Annotated in this window: 14 protein-coding genes; 12 read left to right on the plus strand and 2 right to left on the minus strand. The window is 67.2% G+C overall.

What is annotated here, in order from left to right; all coding sequences use genetic code 11:
* Positions 1-156: 156 nt before the first annotated feature.
* Positions 157-840: an OmpW family protein gene (locus tag FA702_RS16495; protein ID WP_136956980.1), complete on the minus strand. Its 684-nt coding sequence runs from the start codon at positions 838-840 to the stop codon at positions 157-159.
* Between the two features lie 236 nt (positions 841-1,076).
* Here FA702_RS16495 and ccoN point away from each other — a divergent pair, with 236 nt between their 5' ends.
* The 10 genes from ccoN (at position 1,077) to hemN (ending at position 10,474) form a co-directional block, all read left to right on the plus strand.
* Positions 1,077-2,738 carry a cytochrome-c oxidase, cbb3-type subunit I gene (ccoN, locus tag FA702_RS16500; protein ID WP_124808481.1) on the plus strand — a complete coding sequence of 554 codons (1,662 nt, stop codon included), beginning with the start codon at positions 1,077-1,079 and terminating at the stop codon, positions 2,736-2,738.
* A 25-nt stretch (positions 2,739-2,763) separates the two neighbouring features.
* Positions 2,764-3,516: a cytochrome-c oxidase, cbb3-type subunit II gene (ccoO, locus tag FA702_RS16505; protein ID WP_136956981.1), complete on the plus strand. Its 753-nt coding sequence runs from the start codon at positions 2,764-2,766 to the stop codon at positions 3,514-3,516.
* Positions 3,513-3,689, plus strand: a complete 177-nt coding sequence (locus FA702_RS16510) for a cbb3-type cytochrome c oxidase subunit 3 (RefSeq protein WP_124808483.1) — start codon at positions 3,513-3,515, stop codon at positions 3,687-3,689. The genes ccoO and FA702_RS16510 overlap by 4 nt, the downstream gene beginning before the upstream one ends.
* Positions 3,679-4,614 carry a cytochrome-c oxidase, cbb3-type subunit III gene (gene ccoP / locus FA702_RS16515; protein WP_136956982.1) on the plus strand — a complete coding sequence of 312 codons (936 nt, stop codon included), beginning with the start codon at positions 3,679-3,681 and terminating at the stop codon, positions 4,612-4,614. The genes FA702_RS16510 and ccoP overlap by 11 nt, the downstream gene beginning before the upstream one ends.
* Positions 4,615-4,619: 5 nt before the next feature.
* Positions 4,620-6,092 carry a cytochrome c oxidase accessory protein CcoG gene (gene ccoG / locus FA702_RS16520; RefSeq protein WP_136956983.1) on the plus strand — a complete coding sequence of 491 codons (1,473 nt, stop codon included), beginning with the start codon at positions 4,620-4,622 and terminating at the stop codon, positions 6,090-6,092.
* Complete coding sequence (locus FA702_RS16525) at positions 6,089-6,571, plus strand: FixH family protein (protein WP_370385481.1); 483 nt, start codon at positions 6,089-6,091, stop codon at positions 6,569-6,571. Before ccoG ends, FA702_RS16525 begins: the two co-directional genes overlap by 4 nt.
* Before the next feature lie 89 nt (positions 6,572-6,660).
* Positions 6,661-8,715, plus strand: coding sequence for a heavy metal translocating P-type ATPase (locus tag FA702_RS16530; protein ID WP_255504826.1), 2,055 nt, complete (start codon positions 6,661-6,663; stop codon positions 8,713-8,715).
* A complete protein-coding gene (gene ccoS, locus FA702_RS16535; protein WP_124808487.1) occupies positions 8,712-8,861 on the plus strand; it encodes a cbb3-type cytochrome oxidase assembly protein CcoS in 150 nt (49 codons plus the stop codon). Before FA702_RS16530 ends, ccoS begins: the two co-directional genes overlap by 4 nt.
* Position 8,862: 1 nt before the next feature.
* Positions 8,863-9,135, plus strand: a complete 273-nt coding sequence (locus FA702_RS16540) for a hypothetical protein (protein WP_136956985.1) — start codon at positions 8,863-8,865, stop codon at positions 9,133-9,135.
* Positions 9,125-10,474 (plus strand): oxygen-independent coproporphyrinogen III oxidase, encoded by a 1,350-nt coding sequence (hemN, locus tag FA702_RS16545; protein WP_136956986.1) that lies wholly within the window; start codon positions 9,125-9,127, stop codon positions 10,472-10,474. The genes FA702_RS16540 and hemN overlap by 11 nt, the downstream gene beginning before the upstream one ends.
* Here hemN and FA702_RS16550 read toward each other — a convergent pair.
* Positions 10,458-11,705, minus strand: a complete 1,248-nt coding sequence (locus FA702_RS16550) for a diguanylate cyclase (RefSeq protein ID WP_136956987.1) — start codon at positions 11,703-11,705, stop codon at positions 10,458-10,460. The genes hemN and FA702_RS16550 overlap by 17 nt on opposite strands.
* A gap of 320 nt (positions 11,706-12,025) precedes the next feature.
* Between FA702_RS16550 and eda the strand changes: the two genes are divergently transcribed.
* Together eda and FA702_RS16560 are read left to right on the plus strand one after the other, a co-directional pair.
* Positions 12,026-12,640 (plus strand): bifunctional 4-hydroxy-2-oxoglutarate aldolase/2-dehydro-3-deoxy-phosphogluconate aldolase, encoded by a 615-nt coding sequence (gene eda, locus FA702_RS16555; RefSeq protein WP_136956988.1) that lies wholly within the window; start codon positions 12,026-12,028, stop codon positions 12,638-12,640.
* A 43-nt stretch (positions 12,641-12,683) separates the two neighbouring features.
* Positions 12,684-15,467, plus strand: coding sequence for a phosphoenolpyruvate carboxylase (locus tag FA702_RS16560; protein ID WP_136956989.1), 2,784 nt, complete (start codon positions 12,684-12,686; stop codon positions 15,465-15,467).
* Positions 15,468-15,613 lie beyond the last annotated feature (146 nt).

Genomic DNA, 15,613 nt, shown 5'->3' on the forward strand with positions numbered 1-15,613 from the left:
TTCGCCGCACGGCGCGCTTTGCTCAGCGGCGTATTTCGGAAGTGACGAGCGGGCCGAACCGAGGCGATCCCAGAACCCCTGTTCGACCCGCTCGCCGCCCTTCCGGTCCGCCCCGCGCGTGGGTTGCGGGGCAGCGGCCGGACGGGAAGCCCTGGATCAGAAGCGGTAGCTCAGCCCCGCGCTGATCACCCACGGATCGAGCGAATGCTTGGTCCGCAACACTTCGGTGGACCCGGCATAGAAATGCGCGGTGGTGTCCATGAAATATTTCTTGGCATCGAGGCTGACGCCGAGCCCGTTCTTGTTGACCGGAATGTCCACGCCGGCCTGGAGCGCGACGCCCAGCTTGTTCGACATGTTCACCTTGGTCACGCCCAGGGGCACGATGCTCGCGCCCGGCTTCTCGTCGATGTAGAAGAACACCGACGGACCGACGCCGACATAGGGCTTGATGCCGCCGGGCAGCGGCAGGTGATACTTCGCCGTGAGCGTGGCCGGCAGGATCAGCACATGGCCGACGATATCGGTCGCGGCGGCCAGCGTGCCAGTGCCGCTGACGTGGTGCTGGGTGAAGCAGCAGATTGTTTCGACAGAGACGTTGGGCGAGAAGAAATACTCGACCGCGAGCGTCGGCACGACGTTGTCGTTGGCCTTGGTGTTGGCACCGTTGGTAAGACCGAGCGGGTCCAGCTCGACCTTGGTGATCTTGCCATCGGGCAGCACGCCCGTGCCAAGCAGCTTGACCTGAAGCTTGCCGTCCGGCGAGCCGGCCATGGCGGGGGTGGCGGCCAGCGGGGTGAGCATGGCGGCGCACAGCGCGGCCGCGAGTACCTTCTTCATACCTTGCAGTCCTGTGCCGCGGTTGCCTGCCCCTCGCAGGCCGAAATCCGAACCGCGGCGTGGGAGCCTGATGCACCGGTTGCGAATCAGCGACATTGACGGAGCGCAAAAATCGACGCGAACCGCACAAGACCAAGGTCTGATGCGCAAATCCGGGCAATTTGTCCTGCATCAATGTTGTAGCGCGCCATACGTTGCACGCGCCTTCTCACATCTTGCATGGAAGGGAAGGCTCCATGGTTTCGCTAGTAACGCGCAGCGGCATATGGTTCGCTGTGCTTCTCCTTGCCGTCGTGGCGAGCGCGCTCGCCAAGGACGGCGGCTTCGCCATTCACATGGCAATCTGTGCGCTTGCCGCGCTGATCGGCATGATCGTCACGCTGCGTCAGGCCGACGTGGATTCGATCGCGCGCGGCATCCTCAAGATGCCCGATCAGGGCCGGTACGATGACGACCCCATTCGCTGGGGCGTGATCGCGACGGTGTTCTGGGGCATGGCGGGGTTCCTCGCCGGGCTTTACATCGCGCTCGAACTGACCTGGCCGCAGCTCAACCTCGGCCTGGAATGGATCAACTTCGGTCGCCTGCGCCCGCTGCACACTTCCGCGGTCATCTTCGCTTTCGGAGGCAATGCGCTGATCGCCACGTCATACTACGTGGTCCAGCGCACTTGCCGGGCGAGGCTGGCCTTCCCCGGCCTCGCCCGTTTTGTCTTCTGGGGCTACCAGCTGTTCATCGTGCTGGCCGCCACCGGCTATCTGCTCGGCATCACCCAGGGGAAGGAATACGCCGAGCCGGAATGGTACGTCGACCTGTGGCTGACGATCGTGTGGGTGGCTTACCTCGCGGTCTTCGTCGGCACGATCGTCAAGCGGACCGAGCCGCACATCTATGTGGCCAACTGGTTCTACCTCTCGTTCATCCTGACCGTGGCGATGTTGCACATCGTCAACAACCTGAACCTGCCGGTCTCGATCTTCGGGTCGAAGAGCTATCCGGTGTTTGCGGGCGTGCAGGGCGCGCTGGTGCAGTGGTGGTACGGCCACAACGCGGTGGGCTTCTTCCTGACCGCCGGCTTCCTGGCGATGATGTACTACTTCGTGCCGAAGCAGGCCGAACGCCCGATCTACAGCTACCGCCTGTCGATCATCCACTTCTGGGCGCTGATCTTCCTGTATATCTGGGCGGGTCCGCACCATCTGCACTACACCGCGCTGCCCGATTGGGCGCAGACGCTGGGCATGGTCTTCTCGGTCATGCTGTGGATGCCCAGCTGGGGCGGCATGATCAACGGCCTGATGACGCTGAACGGCGCCTGGGACAAGATCCGCACCGACCCGATCATCCGCATGTTCGTGATGAGCCTGGCCTTCTACGGCATGAGCACGTTCGAAGGCCCGATGATGAGCGTCAAGGCGGTCAACAGCCTGTCGCACTACACCGACTGGACCATCGGCCACGTCCACTCCGGCGCGCTGGGCTGGAACGGCATGGTCACCTTCGGCACGCTCTATTACCTCACGCCGCGCCTGTGGAACCGTGAACGGCTCTACAGCCTGCGCATGGTCAACTGGCACTTCTGGCTCGCTACCACGGGTATCGTGTTCTACGCCGCCTCGATGTGGGTGGCCGGCATCACCCAGGGCCTGATGTGGCGCGAATACGGGCCAGACGGCTACCTGGTGAACTCCTTCGCCGAAACCGTTGCCGCGCTGCACCCGATGTACGCGCTGCGCGCCTTTGGTGGGCTGCTCTACCTCAGCGGCGCGACGATCATGGCGGTGAACATCACCCGCACGATCCTTGGCCACACTCTGCGCGACGAGAAGCCGATGACCGAGACGCCCTACGACGCCGCCAGGGACGTGCCGCTCGCCGGCGCCCCGGCGCACGCCTGACACGCCCGGAGAAGGAGACAAGACAATGGCACTCTCCATCATGGAGCGTCACAAGAAGCTGGAACGCAACATCACCCTGCTGGGCATCTGTGCCTTCGCGGCGGTGACGGTGGGCGGCATCGTGGAAATCGCGCCGCTGTTCTGGATCGACAACACGATCGAGAAGGTGGAGGGCATGCGGCCCTACACCCCGCTGGAACAGGCCGGGCGCGACATCTACGTCCGCGAAGGCTGCTACGTTTGCCACAGCCAGATGATCCGTCCGTTCCGCGACGAGGTCGAACGCTATGGCCACTACAGCCTTGCCGCAGAATCAATGTACGACCATCCGTTCCAGTGGGGCTCGAAGCGCACCGGACCGGATCTCGCCCGCTTGGGCGGCCGCTATTCCGACGAATGGCACGTCCAGCACCTGAAAGATCCGCGCGCGGTCGTGCCGGAATCGATCATGCCGACTTACGCGCACCTTGCCGAGCATGATCTCGACGCGGGCGATATGACGGCATCGCTGCAGACGCTGTACCAGGTCGGCGTCCCCTACACCAAGGACGACATCGCCAAGGCCAACGACGACCTGAAAGCGCAGGCCGATCCGCAGGCCGACGTGGCCGACTTCAAGAAGCGTTACCCCAAGGCGCAAGTGCGTGACTTCGACGGTGATCCCAAGCGTCTGACCGAAATGGATGCGCTGGTCGCGTATCTCCAGGTTCTGGGCACGCTGGTCGATGTCAACGCGCCGGCGGCGCAGGAGCAGCTCGCCAAGGAGAAGGGCCGATGAGCGCGCACTCCACCTACGACCTGCTGCGCCACCTGGCCGATAGCTGGGGGCTTCTGGTGATGACCTTCGTGTTCCTGGTTCTGTGCCTGTGGCCGTTCCTGCGGCCCGGCGCGCGCCAGCTCAGCGACGAAGCGGCCACCTCGATCTTCAAGGATGAGAACGATGGCGAATAAGCGCATCGACGACGCCACGGGCGTCGAAACCGTCGGCCACGAGTGGGACGGCATCGAGGAACTGAACAACCCGCTACCGCGCTGGTGGCTGTGGACGTTCTACGCCTGCATCGTCTTCGCGATCGGCTATTGCGTGGTCTATCCCGCGATCCCGATGGTGAAGTCGGCTACGGCGGGCACCTTCGGCTGGACCAGCCGGGGCGCGCTGGCGACCGAGATGAAGGCTGCCGACGCCAGCCGCGCCGGCATCCGTGCCGCGATCGCGGCCACGCCGGTGGAGCAGCTCGGGGCCGATCCCAAGCTGCTGCGCGCGGCGATCGAGGGCGGGCGCGCGGCGTTCAAGGTGAACTGCGTGCAGTGCCACGGCGCCGGCGCGGCGGGGGCCAAGGGCTACCCGAACCTCAACGACGATGACTGGCTGTGGGGCGGTGATATCGCCACCATCCACCAGACGCTGGAGCATGGCGTGCGCCAGCCCGGCGACGACGCCACCCGCATGAGCCAGATGCCGGCCTTCGGGCGTGACGGCATCCTGACGGCGGCGCAGGTGCAGGACGTGGTCAGCCATGTCCGCGTTATCAGCGGGCAGGAAAAGCCGAGCGCTTCGGCACAGCGCGGCGCCAAGATCTTCGCCGAGAACTGCGTGGTCTGCCACGGCGCGAATGGCGAGGGCAACCGCATGGTCGGCGCGCCGAAGCTGAGCGACGCGATCTGGCTCTATGGCGGCGATCGCGCCACGTTGACCGAAACCGTGACCAACGCCCGCTATGGCGTGATGCCCGCCTGGGGCGCGCGTCTGGACCCGGTCACCGTCAAGATGCTGGCGGCTTACGTCCACTCGCTGGGCGGCGGTGAAGCCGCGCCGGCACCGGCACCCCAAGCTGTCGCGGCACCTGCCGCCGCGGCGGCTCCTCAAGCAAAGTAACGGCCATGAACGCGCAAGATCCCACCCTCGGCGCTGATCATTCCAACGACCTCGGGCTTTACGCCAAGCGCAAGTCGGTCTTCCCCAGGAAGACCGACGGACCGTTCCGCCGCTTCAAGTGGGCGGTGATGGCATTCTGCCTAGCGGTGTACTGGGGCACGCCATGGATCCGCTGGAACCGTGGCCCCTACGCACCCGATCAGGCCGTGCTGGTGGATCTTGCGCACCGCCGGTTCTACATGTTCCAGATCGAAATCTGGCCGCACGAGTTCTACTTCGTCGCCGGATTGCTGATCATGGCGGGGATCGGCCTGTTCCTCGTCACCAGCGCGGTCGGCCGCGCGTGGTGCGGCTATGCCTGCCCGCAAACGGTGTGGACCGATCTGTTCCAGCATGTCGATCGCTTCATCGATGGCGACCGCAACGCGCAGATCCGCTTGCAGAACGCACCGTGGACCGCGTCCAAGATCGTCCGGCGGCTGTTCAAGTGGGGCATCTATCTGACCATCGCGTTCCTGACCGGCGGCGCGTGGATCTTCTATTTCGCCGATGCGCCGACGCTGCAGCGCGAATTCTGGACCGGCACCGCCGCGCCGGTCGCCTATGCCACCACCGGCGTGCTGACGTTCACGACCTTCTGGCTGGGCGGCTTCATGCGCGAGCAGGTCTGCGTCTATATGTGCCCCTGGCCGCGCATCCAGACGGCGATGCTCGATGAAAAGTCGCTGACCGTCACTTACAAGCACTGGCGCGGCGAACCGCGCGGATCGGTCAAGGCAGCGGCGAAAAGCCCGGTGCCGCTGGGCGACTGCATCGATTGCCTGCAATGCGTGGCGGTTTGCCCCACGGGCATCGATATCCGCGAAGGGCCGCAGATCGGCTGCATTACCTGCGCGCTGTGCATCGATGCCTGCGACCAGGCGATGAGCAAGGTCGGCCGCCCGCGCGGGCTGATCGACTACTGCACGCTGGAAGACGCCGAGCATGAGGAGAAGGGTGAAAAGCCCACGCCGATCCTGAAGACGATCTTCCGTCCGCGCACGCTGATCTATTTCGCGGTGTGGGCCGCGATCGGCGTGGCCATGCTGTTCATGCTGGGCCAGCGCAGCCGGCTCGACGTTTCCGTGGCGAAGGATCGCAATCCCGAATTCGTCATGCTGAGCGACGGTTCGGTGCGCAACGGCTTCACCGTCAAGCTGCGCAACATGGAAGACCGCCCGCGCGCGATGGAACTCGCGCTCGACGGGCTGCCGGGGGGCGCGATCTTCACCGACGAGATGGAAGCGGACGAGGCGAAGCGGACGCTCGCGCTGGACGTGCCGGCCGACACGACGCGGCGCCTGCGCGTCTATGCCGTGCAGCCCCGCGCGGCGGCGAAGCCGGCGGACTTCGCCTTCACCGTGAAGGCAACCGATACCGAGGGCGGGCATGATCGCGCCGCCACCACATTCACCACAGCGGAAGGAAACGGCCAGTGACCCAGCATAGCCGTAACAGCCAGCATGCGCCGCGCCCGTTCACCGGGCGGCACATGGCGATGATCATGATCGCGTTCTTCGGCGTCGTGATCGCCGTCAACGTGCTGATGGCGCGCTTCGCGGTATCGACGTTCGGCGGCGTTGTCGTCGAAAACTCCTACGTGGCCAGCCAGCACTTCAACCGCTGGCTGGACGAAGCCCGCGTCGAAGGGGCGCTGGGCTGGAAGGCGGTGCTTTCGCGCACGGCGGACGGCCGCGTGATCGCCGAACTGCGCGACAGCGCGGGCAAGCCGCTGGCGGGAGCGAACGTCACGGCCACGGCCGAGCATCCGCTGGGCCGCCGCCCCGAAACGGAACTGGCCTTCCGTGAGAGCGCGCCCGGCACATATGCCGCCGCGCTCGAACCGGGGCGCTGGCGGTTGCGGCTGGCGGTGACGGCGGAGAGCCACGAATGGCGCACTGTCGGGGAAGTCCAGTGAACGCCCCCGCGGGGCCGGCCGGAGCCGATCTGGCCCACCGCGATGCAACGGCGGAAGATCTGCTGCACACCGTGCTGTCCGTTCCGGGGATGCATTGCGCCGGCTGCATGGGCAAGGTCGAACGGGCCTTTGGCGCGGTGGACGGGGTCGTCGCGGCGCGCGCCAACCTGACCGCGCGCAGCGTCGACGTGTCGCACCGCGCGGGCGTGGAAGCGCCGGACCTTGTCGCCGCGCTGGCCACGGCGGGGTTCGAGGCGCAGCCGCGCACGGCGGAGCGCGAGACGCCCTCGGCGGTCAAGCCCTTGCTGGCGCCGCTGGCCGTGGCCGCCTTCGCCTGCATGAACGTGATGCTGCTGTCGGTCAGCGTATGGTCGGGGGCCGACGGCACCACGCGGGACCTGTTCCACTGGCTTTCGGCGGCGATCGGCGTGCCCGCGATCGTCTATGCCGGGCGGCCGTTCTTTTCCTCCGCCTTCGGCGCGCTGAAGCGCGGGCGGACCAACATGGACGTGCCGATCTCGATCGGCGTGACGCTGGCGACGGGGCTTTCGCTCTACGAGACCGTCACCCACGGGCAGGAAGCCTGGTTCGACGGCACGCTGATGCTGCTGCTGTTCCTGCTGGCGGGGCGTGTGCTGGACGCGATGATGCGCGATCGCGCGCGCGCGGGCGTCGATGCGCTGCTGCGGCAGGCGGCTACGGGCGCGATGGTGATCGAGGCCGATGGCGCGACGCGCTGGGTCGAGGCCGGCGCGCTGCTGCCGGGGATGCTTATGCGCGTGGCCTCGGGCGAGCGGCTGGCGGCGGACGGCGAGGTGCTGCGCGGGGAAAGCCGGTTCGATCAGTCGCTGCTGACCGGTGAAAGCGAACCGGTGGCGGCCGGGCCGGGAACGGCTGTCCACGCCGGCACGCTCAATGTGGACGCGCCGGTGGACGTGCGCGTTTCCGCGGTGGGGCAGGATACCGCGCTGGCCGAAATCGCGCGGCTGATGGAAGCGGCGGGGCAATCGCGCTCCAGCTACGTGCGGATCGCGGACCGCGCCTCGCGGCTCTATGCGCCGGCGGTGCATACGCTGGCGGCGCTGACGTTCGCGGGATGGATGATCGCCGGGGCGGGGCTTTACAAGGCACTGGTGATCGCCATCGCGGTGCTGATCATTACCTGCCCCTGTGCGCTTGGCCTGGCCGTGCCGGTGGCGCAGGTGGTGGCGGCGGGCGCGCTGATGAAGCGCGGCATTCTGGTCAAGGACGGCTCTGCGCTGGAGCGTCTCGCCGCAGTGGACCGCGCGTTGCTAGACAAGACGGGGACGCTGACGCTGGGCCGCCCGGTGCCCGACGAGGTGGCGCTGGGGGCGCTTTCCGTCGCCGAGGCGGAAGTGGCGCTGGCGCTGGCCAGCCACAGCCGCCACCCGCTGTCGCTGGGGCTGGTGCAGGCCCTTTCGGCGCGTGGCGTGCGGGCGGCGGAACTGGACGATGTGCGCGAGGAACCGGGGCGCGGCGTGACCGGCCTGTGGAACGGTACGCAGGTCACGCTGGGCCGGCCGCAGGTGGCGCAGGGCATGGCCGCCGCGCTGACGCTGGGCAGTGGCGTGATCCGCGTGATCCCCTTCGCCGACCGGCTGCGGCCAGACGCCGAAGCCGCGTTGCTGGGGCTGGCTTCGCTCAATGTGGAGGCCTCGATCCTGTCGGGCGATTCGCTGCCGGCGGTGGCTGCCGTGGCGCGGGCGACCGGGCTGACCGCGCAGGCGGCGGCGTCGCCGTCCGACAAGAAGGACGCTATCGCGCGGCTGCAGGAGGCGGGGCGCAATGTGCTGATGGTGGGTGACGGGCTCAACGACGGGCCGGCGCTGGCCGCGGCCAACGCCTCGATCGCGCCGGGTAGCGCCAGCGACGTCGGCCGGCAGGCGGCGGACCTAGTGTTCACCGGGGATTCGCTGCTGGCCCTGCCGCGCGCCGTCCGCGCCGCGCGGGCGACGATGCGGGTGGTGCGGCAGAACTTCGTGCTTGCCATCGGCTACAACGTGCTGGCAGTGCCGCTGGCGATGGCGGGCGTTGTGACGCCGCTGATCGCGGCGGTGGCGATGTCCACCAGTTCGCTGATCGTGGTGGGCAATTCGTTGCGACTGGCGGGAGCGGCCCGATGACGAGCATCGCCTTTCTGCTCCCGATCGCGCTGGGCATGGGGCTGTTCGGCCTGGCGGCGTTCTTCTGGGCGCTGCGCAAGGGGCAGTTCAACGATCTGGATGGCGCGGCCGCGCGCATCCTGATCGACGAGAACGAGGAAGGCTGACATGCGCCCCGCCTCGCTGTCGCTGGCCCTGCTGGCCCTGATCCAGCTTTCCGCGCCGCTTTCGGCGGGTACGGGCAGCGGCCCGTCTTTCATGATGGTGCCATTCTGTGGCGAAGCCGGCGGGGCCAGGCCCATCCGCCTGCCACGTCGGGACGATGGGTCCAGTGGAGGCTGCTGCAAAGTTTGCCATATCTCAATGCGCAAGCGCGGCGGCGGCGATAGCTGTTGTGGCCATGATGGCGAATCCGATCAGGAAGACGACAATGTCGGTTGAACACGCTGAGCGAACCAGCGTCTTCGCGGACTGGACCTATTACCCCGAACTGCTGGCCCGGCCGGTGCCGCGATACACCAGTTATCCGACGGCGGCCGAGTTCGTGGACGAGGATTTCGAGGCGCGCCAGCGCGCCGCGATCCGGGCGGTGCGCGGCACGGTCTCGCTCTATCTTCACATCCCCTATTGCCGGGAAATCTGCTGGTACTGCGGCTGCAACACCGGCGCCGCCAACCGCACGCAACGGCTGACGCATTACCTTGAGGCGCTGCATCACGAGATCGAGTTGCTCGCTTCCGAACTCGATCCCTCGGTACGGATCTCGCGGATCGCGTTCGGAGGGGGCAGTCCCAACGCGATCCAGCCGACCGATTTCGTGCGGCTGGTCGATACGCTGACGGTGAACTTCCGGATGGACCGGCCGGTGCTGTCGATCGAACTGGACCCGCGCAGCCTGTCTTCGCCATGGCTGATGGCGATCCGGGGCATTGGCGTGATCAAGGCCAGCCTAGGCGTGCAGACGCTGGACGCGCGCGTGCAATCCGCCATCGGACGCGTACAGCCCAAGGATTCGATCGAGCGCGCGGTCGAGGGGCTGCGCCGCGCGGGCGTGGATTCGATCAATTTCGACCTGATGTACGGGTTGCCGTTCCAGGACGATGCCGTGCTGGCGCAAACGCTGGACGAGACGATCGCGATGGGGGCGGACCGGGTGGCGCTGTTCGGCTACGCCCACGTGCCCCACATGATCCCGCGCCAGCAGCGCATCGATGCGAGCCGGCTGCCGGGGCAGGTAGATCGCTTCCGCATGGCGGCGGAAGGGTATCGCCAACTTGTGGATGCCGGGTATCAGGCCGTGGGTTTCGATCACTTCGCGTTGCCCGGCGACGATCTGGCGCGGGCTGCGCGGACGGGTACGCTGCATCGCAATTTCCAGGGGTTTACCGACGATTCCGCGCCGGTGCTGCTGGGGCTGGGGGCATCTTCGATCAGCGAGTTTCCCGACCTGTTCGTGCAGAACGAAAAGAACGCCGGCGCTTATCGTACGCTGGTGCACGATGGGCATCTTTCCGGACGGCGCGGGGTTGAGCGCACTGCGCAGGACCGGCGGCGCGGGGCAGTTATCACGGCCTTGCTCTGTCAACACGAAGCGCGGGTGCCGACGGACCTGATGGACGAGGCGCAAGCGCGGTTGCAACCCTTTGTCGAACGCGGGCTGGCGACGATAGCAGATGGTTACATCCGGCTGGAGCGGGGGTGCGAGCCCTATGCCCGGTCGATTGCGGCGGTGTTCGACGCCTATCGCGCCGGCCCGCATCAGTTCAGTTCGGCGGTGTAGCCCGTTTGCGCGGTGTGGGCGGCAGATGATCAAACAGCGTGGCGATGGCCGGCTCCCCGCTCGCGGCAAGGTTGATTGACAGCGGGATGGGCCGGGGGTCGTTGCCGGGAGGCAGGGCCACGACGCAATTGCGGCCCATGCGCTTCGCTTCATAGCAGGCATGATCGGCGCGGCGCATCACGTCGGCGAAAGTCTCGCCCGGCAGCGCGCAGGTGGCGCCGCCGCTGACGGTGAACGCCGGGCGGGCCTCGCCGGATTCGGCCGCGGCGGCCCGCCTGATCCTTTCGGCCAGTTCGCCGATGTCCTCGATCGAGGCCGACGGCAGCATGACCACGAATTCTTCGCCCCCGGTCCGTGCCAGCAGCGCGCCCCGTGGCGCCGTGCGGCGCATGATGTCGGCGAAGGCGACGATCACGTCGTCGCCCACATCGTGGCCGTGGGTGTCGTTGATCGCCTTGAAGTGATCGAGGTCCAGCACCACGACAGCACCACCTTCGACAAACTCGCGCTGGCAGCGGCGGTCGAGGCCGCGCCGGTTGAGCAGGTCCGAAAGCGGATCGGTTTCGGAGTCCGCCAGGGATTCCTGCACGATGGACTGGATCACGATCAGCATGATGACGAGCCCGGTGGCGATCAGCAGGATTCCGGACCCCGCCTGCGAAACGATGGCATAGGAACTGTCGGTATAGTCGCGCGCGCTGCGGCCGGAGCCGAGCATCGACGCAAGGAACGGCTTGGTCAGGAAGTGCAGTGTGATCAGCCCGAACAGCACCGCCAGCGTGCGATGCAGCACGCGCCCCCGAGCGATGCTCCACGCGGTCCACGCGCACAGCGCGATGGCGGCGGCATGGGGCGCCTGATAACACAGTTCGTAAATCACGTTGTTGCGCGGCCCGCCCCAGATCGCGGCGCGCATGATGATGGCGAAAGCGAACAGCAAGCCGATCATCCGCCAGTGCGGGCGCTGTCGGTCGAACAGCGAAAGCGCCGCTGACGAGGCCAGGAACGCGACCAGGAACGCGCCATAGCTGAGGATCATGAACGGGGTGGTGATGCTGCTGTAACGGATCGCGATTTCGGCGAGCGGGGTGAGCATGCCGACGAGATAGGAGAAGCCGAAACCCGCCACGGAGCGCTGCGACCGGTTGGTCACGGCCAGGGCGGCGTAGCTCAGCCCGAACAGTCCGGCGACTGCCGCGTTGACAATCAGTAAGGCGACCGCCCCGTTCATTCTGCTCCCTTCCGGTTCCCGACCTCCTAGCGGGTCACGGTTAACGACGCGTCTCCAGGCGGCGGAAAAGCTCGGATTCCGGATACTTTGGGAGCAAGTGGCGGTTCGGCTCCGATGATAGCGATGTCATAGGGGTAAAACGCGCTGCCAATGGCGATTCCGTGCGATCCAGCGGTGTTCGCGCCCGCACGCTTTTGCCGAAGTGGAGCGGTATTTGCCGGGCGCATCAAAGAATAGCTATGCGCGGACCCGTTAGCAGGTGCACAATCTTGGCGAGTCGCGTTAAGCCACGCTTCCCGGAAAGCGAGAGGAAGGACGCCATGAAGCCGATTGAAACCATCATGCGGACCGCTCCGGTCATTCCGGTGCTGGTGATCGACGACGTGGCCCATGCCCTGCCGGTGGCGCGGGCGCTGGTGGCCGGCGGCCTGCGCGTGCTGGAGGTGACGCTGCGGACCCCGGCCGCGCTGGAAGCGCTGACCGCGATGAAGGCGATCGAAGGCGCGATCGTGGGCGCGGGCACCGTCACCAATCCCGACGACCTCAAGGCCGCGGTCGACGCGGGGGCGGAGTTCATCGTTTCTCCCGGCTTGACCGACCGGCTGGGTAGCGCGGCGGTCGCCTCGGGCATTCCTTTCCTGCCGGGCATCGCCAGCGCCGGCGATATCATGCGTGGACTGGACCTCGGCCTGACGCACTTCAAGTTCTTCCCCGCCTCCACGTCAGGCGGATTGCCGGCGCTGAAGGCGCTGGCGGCGCCGTTCCACCAGTGCCGCTTCTGCCCGACCGGCGGGATCAGCGCGGCGTCGGCGGGCGAATGGCTGGCGTTCGATCCGGTGCTGTGCGTGGGCGGAAGCTGGGTCGTGAACAAGGGTGTCCCTGACGAGGCGGCCATTGAAGCCGCCGCGCGGGAGGCATTCGCACTTGGGCGTTAGGACGGCTGGGGCGGCTATGCGGCGTTCCAACGGGGGAAAGCGGATGAAGACAGTCGGCGAGTTGAGGACCAGGCTCCAGCAACTGCATGCACGGACGGCCGAAACGCCGCTGTTCAATCCGGTGTTCCAGCTCAGCCACGATCTTTCGCGCCAGCTGGAAGGCGGTGCGCTCAACCTGTCCGACATCGAGGGGCTGGTCGCCGAGCTGGAATGCGCCGCGCTGCAGAGCCGGGCGGCGCGCCTGCGGCGGCTGGTCGCCCCGACCGATGCGACCGATAACCTCGCTGCGATCGGACGATTGCTGAACGAGGAAGACGGCTTCAGCGCGTTCCGCGCGCGCTGGGAAAAGCCGCTGCTCCACGCGGTGTTCACCGCGCATCCCACGTTCCTGCTCAGCGCCGCGCAATCGGACGCGGTGGCCACCGCCGCCATTGCCGACGATCCCGAAGCCGCGACCGTCTGCGCATTGCCGGCAGCGGCCGAGAAGATCACGCTCGAATTCGAGCATGTCGAAGTGTGCAACGCGATCGAGCGCGCCGCCGCCGCGCGTGACCGCATCAACGCGGTGCTGCTGGCCCACGCGCGGCAGCGCTGGCCCGGTCGCTGGCTGGATTTCCGGCCGCTGCCGTTCCGCTTTGCCACCTGGGTCGGCTATGACATGGACGGCCGCACCGACATCGGCTGGACGACGTCGATCGCGTTCCGTCTGCGCGAAAAGGCGCGGCGGCTGGCGAGCTATGTGGCCGGGCTGCGCGCGATCGACGCCGGGCATCCGCTGGTGGCGACGCTCGATGCCGCCCAGGCGCACGCTTCGGAAATGGCGGAGCTGTTCTCCGCGCCGCTGACCGAACCCGATGCGCTCGCCGCCGTCGCCAACCGGATGACGGCGGACGATCCCGCCAAGCTGCTGTCGCTGGCGCCGATCATCGCGCAGCTTGAGGACGAGGCGAAGGCGGCCGAAGGCGATGCCGCGATCGCGCTGGCCACCTTGGCGGGCGCGATGCGCGCGGATGGTCTCGGCATGGGCTGGATTCACTTCCGCGTGAACTCGTCGCAATTGCACAATGCCCTGCGTCGGCGGATCGATCCGGACGGCACGCTCGATCTTTCGAGCAAGGGCGCGATCTCGCGCCTGCGCGAACTGCTGGCGGAGGCGACGCCGCTGCGCGTCAATTTCGCGGCGCTGGCGATCGAGACCTCCACCGCGATGCGCCAGTTCCTGGTGATGGCGAAGATCCTGCACCATATCGACGCCGACGCGCCGATCCGGATGCTGATCGCCGAATGCGAACAGCCGCAGACGGTGCTGGCCGCGCTCTATTTCGCCAAGCTGTTCGGGATCGACGGCAAGGTCGACGTTTCGCCCCTGTTCGAGACCGAGAGCGCGCTGGAACACGGCGGACGCTTCCTGGAAGCCTTGCTGGCCGAGGAATCCTACCGAGCCTATGCCCGCGTGCGCGGCCGGGTCTCGGTACAGACCGGCTTTTCGGACGCCGGGCGCTTCATCGGGCAGGTGCCGGCGGCGCTGGCGATCGAACGGCTGCAGGGCCGGCTGGCCGACGCGATGCGCAACAACGGCTTGACCGATGTTGCCGCGCTGATCTTCGACACGCACGGGGAATCGATGGGGCGCGGCGCGCATCCGTCGGGCTTTGCCGACCGCCTGACCTGGCCGCTCAGCCGCTGGGCGCGCGGACGGTTTGCGCGCGCGGGCATCGCCATCGAACCCGAAGCGAGCTTTCAGGGTGGCGACGGATACCTGTTCTTCCGCAACGACGAACTCGCGCTCGCCACGCTGACGCGGATCGCCGAGGCGGAAGCGTCGCTGGCGGCCGATGGCGAGAAGGACCCGTTCTATGACCGGACCGACCTCAGCCTCGATTTCTATCGTTCGATCCGGCGGGTCCAGCGCGATCACCTGAAGTCCGCGACTTATGCCCGCGCCGTCACCGCGTTCGGGCTGGGGATGCTGAAGGCTACCGGCAGCCGCGTTTCGCGCCGCCAGTCGGACATCGGCGCCGACCGTTCGATGAACTTGCGGCAGATCCGCGCGATCCCGCACAACGCCATCCTTCAGCAGATCGGCTATCCGGTGAACGTGGTGGCGGGCGCCGGCACGGCGGCGGGGGACGAGGCGGAATCGATCGCCGAACTGCTCGGCAGGTCGGAGCGTGGGCGGCAGCTGGTGCGTCTGCTGCGTGCGGCCAACGGGCTGGCCAGCATCAAAACGGTGGCGGCGCATGGCGAACTGTTCAATTCCGCCTACTGGGCCAGCCGCCCCTATCGCGGCACCGAGAACGCGCTGGAAAGCGCGTGCATGGCGCTGGCCGAACATCTGACCAAGGACGATCGCGCCGGGGTGTTCCGCCGTCTGACCTCGCGCTTGCGGGTGGACTGGATGAAGCTGCACCGGATGCTGGCGATGGTGCCGGGACAGGCCGAGGCGCGCGACCCGGGCACCGATGCGCAACGGCGCGAGATCGGGCTGCTCCAGGCGATCCGGTTGGCCCTGTTGATGCACATGTTCCTGCGCGCGGTACAGGTGCCGCCGTTCGCGCGCGCCAACGACGTCAGCCGCGAGGACGTGCTGGAAATGGTGCTGTCGCTGCGGGTGGACGACGCGCTGGCGCAAATGCGCCGAGCCTATCCGGTGATCGAGCCGGGCATAGCCGACTTCGCGGTGGACGAGCCGACCGATTATCCGGACCACCGGGGCGAGGACTACGGCGTGATCCGCGCGCGCTTCATCGATCCGATCGAACACGCCCACGCGCTCAACATCCGCATCGCCGTGGCTATCGCCAACTACTTCGGCGCGCACGGATAAGCGCGGAGGCGGCCGTTCACGCAATCTTTGCCGGAGCAGGCTATGTTCCGGGATTGCCAGAACGGTTCCGTAGGGCAAGGTTTGAAACCGTGACCGGACGCGAAGGGGGCGGCCGGCGCGGTTGGGGGAGACGGTTCCTGGCAAGG

Origin of the sequence: Novosphingobium sp. EMRT-2 (assembly GCF_005145025.1) — a bacterium.
Taxonomy (GTDB): Bacteria; Pseudomonadota; Alphaproteobacteria; order Sphingomonadales; family Sphingomonadaceae; genus Novosphingobium.

Coding starts and splice junctions, on each gene's coding strand:
- ccoG (WP_136956983.1), top strand. CDS start 4,620: ATGAACGCGCAAGATCCCACCCTCGGCGCTGATCATTCCAACGACCTC.
- FA702_RS16495 (WP_136956980.1), bottom strand. CDS start 840: ATGAAGAAGGTACTCGCGGCCGCGCTGTGCGCCGCCATGCTCACCCCG.
- FA702_RS16550 (WP_136956987.1), bottom strand. CDS start 11,705: ATGAACGGGGCGGTCGCCTTACTGATTGTCAACGCGGCAGTCGCCGGA.
- ccoO (WP_136956981.1), top strand. CDS start 2,764: ATGGCACTCTCCATCATGGAGCGTCACAAGAAGCTGGAACGCAACATC.
- FA702_RS16530 (WP_255504826.1), top strand. CDS start 6,661: ATGCATTGCGCCGGCTGCATGGGCAAGGTCGAACGGGCCTTTGGCGCG.
- hemN (WP_136956986.1), top strand. CDS start 9,125: ATGTCGGTTGAACACGCTGAGCGAACCAGCGTCTTCGCGGACTGGACC.
- FA702_RS16540 (WP_136956985.1), top strand. CDS start 8,863: ATGCGCCCCGCCTCGCTGTCGCTGGCCCTGCTGGCCCTGATCCAGCTT.
- ccoS (WP_124808487.1), top strand. CDS start 8,712: ATGACGAGCATCGCCTTTCTGCTCCCGATCGCGCTGGGCATGGGGCTG.
- eda (WP_136956988.1), top strand. CDS start 12,026: ATGAAGCCGATTGAAACCATCATGCGGACCGCTCCGGTCATTCCGGTG.
- FA702_RS16560 (WP_136956989.1), top strand. CDS start 12,684: ATGAAGACAGTCGGCGAGTTGAGGACCAGGCTCCAGCAACTGCATGCA.
- FA702_RS16510 (WP_124808483.1), top strand. CDS start 3,513: ATGAGCGCGCACTCCACCTACGACCTGCTGCGCCACCTGGCCGATAGC.
- ccoP (WP_136956982.1), top strand. CDS start 3,679: ATGGCGAATAAGCGCATCGACGACGCCACGGGCGTCGAAACCGTCGGC.
- ccoN (WP_124808481.1), top strand. CDS start 1,077: ATGGTTTCGCTAGTAACGCGCAGCGGCATATGGTTCGCTGTGCTTCTC.